The organism is Flavobacterium sp. (assembly GCF_044371705.1).
Taxonomy (GTDB): domain Bacteria; phylum Bacteroidota; class Bacteroidia; order Flavobacteriales; family Flavobacteriaceae; genus Flavobacterium.
The window spans coordinates 1-3,189 of the sequence record NZ_JBILTE010000247.1; the positions used below are offsets into that span (position 1 = coordinate 1).

The following is a 3,189-nucleotide window of genomic DNA, read 5'->3' on the forward strand; positions in this document are numbered from 1 at the left end:
AAAAAACGAAATTTGGCGTGACAAAATTCTTAAATTTAAAAGCGGACAAATAGTAGAAACAGAATTAATAACAAAAAACTTTGCACGTGTTACATATACGCCAGACAGTTTCATAGAAGAGAAAGCATAATGACTACAAAAATAATCATACGGTGGACTTTAATTTTATCAATAATTGCATTGATAGTTTATTACTTTTATCCTGAACAAAAATTAGCATATAATATTAAAATTGACTCATTAGTAGTTTATAAATCGAAGAGAGAATTAATGGCTTATTCAAAAGGACAATTAATCAAGACCTATAAAATTTCACTCGGCAGAAATCCAATTGGCGACAAAGAATTTGAAGGAGATAAAAAAACGCCCGAAGGGGTTTATTTTATCAATGCTAAAAATCCCAAAAGTGGCTATTACAAAAATTTGGGCATTTCTTATCCGAATAAACAAGACATAGAAGTTTCAAAAAAACTTGGTAAGCCGACAGGTGGAGATGTAAAAATTCACGGACTTAGAAACGGAACAGGTTTTATTAGTAAATTTCAGCGTTGGTATGACTGGACAGCAGGTTGCATTGCTTTGACAGACCAAGAAGTTGACGAACTTTATAACACGGTGGACATCGGGACGAAAATTGAAATTAAACCATAATGAAAAGAAAAACGGCTTATAACAGCACATTGGCAATAGGCGGGGTTTCGTCTCCGCTTGACAGTTTTGTGGTAGCCGAAAGTTCAGTTCTCCGCACTAACTTTTGTGCTAAAAAGCCCGCCCATCGCCAATCTGCAAATCGTTAGCGGGCATTGTAAAACGACAAACAACACACATATATATGAAACAGACATCACTTTTACTTACAATTTTAATCATATGCATAAAGACATATGGACAAGACCAAAATACTGCCTTCAACAGGTTTAGAATTCATACAAACTGGGATTATCAAGACTCAGCCTATTACCAAATTGGAACCAAAAAAGACACTTTAAGGGCTGGGTGGACAATTACTGAAACTAAAGGAGGAATTCTAATACAAAGGACATTATTAAGAGATACTGTTTTAACGACTAAAGTCGACAGCTTAATTGCAATTAGGAGTAATTGGAAAGCTGGAGAAATTAAACACACATCAGACGCACCTGACAAGCTATTTGTGAATCCATATGTCTTTACAAATCCAGTTGATGCCTACCTTAATAAGAAATTCTATCTTAAGATTCCAGAGAATAGTCGTATTATACTGACTCATTCATTTGTTAAATGGAGTGCAATAACAATTCCGTTTGCGATAAGACCCGCCTTGAATGACAGTATCGGAAGTAAAGTAACAGCTGATTTAAAAGTTGGTGCTTCTGTTTCATATAACTTTAATTGGGAGACATTCAAAAATAGAAGAATTGAAGCAAAAAAGAGTGCCCTTGGAATTTCAGCTGGAATAGGTTTTGGATTTTCAAAAGTAACCTTGGACAAAAGTTCAACAAGTTTATCCAAAGAACCATACAAAGACTCCGAAGACGGATTAGCGTTTTTTATTACACCAGGTATTGGATTAAATTTAAAAGGATTTCAAATCGTTGGTTTTTATGGTTGGGATATTGGCTTAACAAAAAATGTTTCCGACTGGAATTATAATAAAAAACCATACATTGGAATTGGACTAGGCATTGACATTTCAACTATTGGAAAATAACAACGACCCGCTAACATTGGTTTTGCGAAAAAGCGGGTTCAGTGCTAATTTGAACATTTGGAGTTCTAATGAGCATTTGTGCTAAACCGAATATTTGTGCTTCTAATTCCGCTTCTTCGCAAAGCCAAGAACCGTTATAGGGCATTTTAAAAGACGACAGTGAGACAAGTAACAACTATACTTTTTCTATTATTTTTCTCTCAAGTTTTTGGACAAAAATGGCATTTGGACGACATTGATAAAAGTAAAGAATTCAAATATAAATACACTTTTACATTTGAAAATGCTGAAGATAGTTCTTCTTTTATCTTCAAGAAAAAGGACACGAAATCAATTTCGACAATTCAAATAACAGACAACAAAGGCGACACAGTAGTTTACGCAACTATCAAAGTTAATGATTTAGAAAATGACACTTCATTAATAATTCTAACCTCCACCGAAGGACTCGTTAAACTGGAATTAAAACCTAGTAAGTACAATTTGGAAATAACTTCAATAGGATATGACAAGTTCATATTCAATTTTGATATTTTTGAAAATGAAAGTTTTAATTTGAAAGTACAACTTGGACTTGGGCCTGAATTAGGAATTTATGCAATACATTCTAAGGCTATACTTTCTGAACCTGAAATTCTTGCGATAGTTAATTGCGTTAAGGAAAATCGAGAAGTGAAATATACAAAGTGTAATGACATAAAGAGATACTTTATTATGACGCAATACTAAAGGCAAAACGTTAAAGGGCATTTTAAAAGACGACACATTATGAAATTAATACAGACATTCATCCCATTTATCTGCTTGACAGTTTTGTCATGTAACTATTCAAGTAAAGACAAGAAATTATCGACTGAAAAGCCCAAAATAATTGATACTAAATCGACTGTTGACTCTATGGAAATTTTATACCCATCACTTTGGGTTTACGGAGGACCACCTGACCCCAAAGACCACCAAAGGCAAATCGTTGACGAATGGTATCATTTCAGATTTAAAATAAAAAGCAGTCGTTGCACAGATTCACCAGAAGAAGGAACAGATAAACATAATAAATTTACCGACAGTATAATGACTGCAAGACTTGGAAAAGATTGGTATCAAAAGTTTGAAAAAACTGTTGACAGCTTATTTGCAGTGGATTCTATGGCAGTTGCTATAGCTCTAGCGGACAAGTTTATTCTCAATTTTGACACAACGACTGAGAGGCATAATGACAAATATGACTTTTATCCAAATTTGCGTTACACTGCACATGCTACTGCTGACAACAATTTAAAAGTTGTGACAGTAGAAGGTTATGGTGTAGTTTATAATGCCGTTGGTAGCCTCAATTATCTACGTGCGACAGTTGACATGAAAAGAAAAAAAGTAATCAGCATTGACAAAACAGCATATTCATCATGGTAGACAAGTTGACCAAAGAAAGAAAAACGCCCTATAACAGCACATTGGCAATAGGCGGGGTTTCGTCTCCGCTTGACAGTTTTGTGGTAGCC

At 34.4% G+C, this 3,189-nt stretch carries 4 protein-coding genes; all 4 read left to right on the forward strand.

Annotated features, from left to right (window positions below):
* Nucleotides 1-129 precede the first annotated feature (129 nt).
* On the forward strand, nucleotides 130-651 hold the full coding sequence (locus tag ACIQ2S_RS12400) for a murein L,D-transpeptidase family protein (protein ID WP_396176450.1): 522 nt from the start codon (nucleotides 130-132) through the stop codon (nucleotides 649-651).
* Nucleotides 652-832: 181 nt separating this feature from the next.
* The gene (locus ACIQ2S_RS12405) at nucleotides 833-1,690 is read left to right on the forward strand and encodes a hypothetical protein (protein WP_396176452.1); all 858 of its coding nucleotides are present in this window, start codon (nucleotides 833-835) and stop codon (nucleotides 1,688-1,690) included.
* A 159-nt stretch (nucleotides 1,691-1,849) separates the two neighbouring features.
* Nucleotides 1,850-2,419 carry a hypothetical protein gene (locus ACIQ2S_RS12410; RefSeq protein ID WP_396176454.1) on the forward strand — a complete coding sequence of 190 codons (570 nt, stop codon included), beginning with the start codon at nucleotides 1,850-1,852 and terminating at the stop codon, nucleotides 2,417-2,419.
* Between the two features lie 39 nt (nucleotides 2,420-2,458).
* The gene (locus tag ACIQ2S_RS12415) at nucleotides 2,459-3,100 is read left to right on the forward strand and encodes a hypothetical protein (protein ID WP_396176457.1); all 642 of its coding nucleotides are present in this window, start codon (nucleotides 2,459-2,461) and stop codon (nucleotides 3,098-3,100) included.
* Nucleotides 3,101-3,189 lie beyond the last annotated feature (89 nt).

What these genes read in the sequence shown, in the direction of transcription:
- ACIQ2S_RS12400 (WP_396176450.1), top strand. Translation starts at nt 130, where the DNA reads ATGACTACAAAAATAATCATACGGTGGACTTTAATTTTATCAATAATT.
- ACIQ2S_RS12405 (WP_396176452.1), top strand. Translation starts at nt 833, where the DNA reads ATGAAACAGACATCACTTTTACTTACAATTTTAATCATATGCATAAAG.
- ACIQ2S_RS12415 (WP_396176457.1), top strand. Translation starts at nt 2,459, where the DNA reads ATGAAATTAATACAGACATTCATCCCATTTATCTGCTTGACAGTTTTG.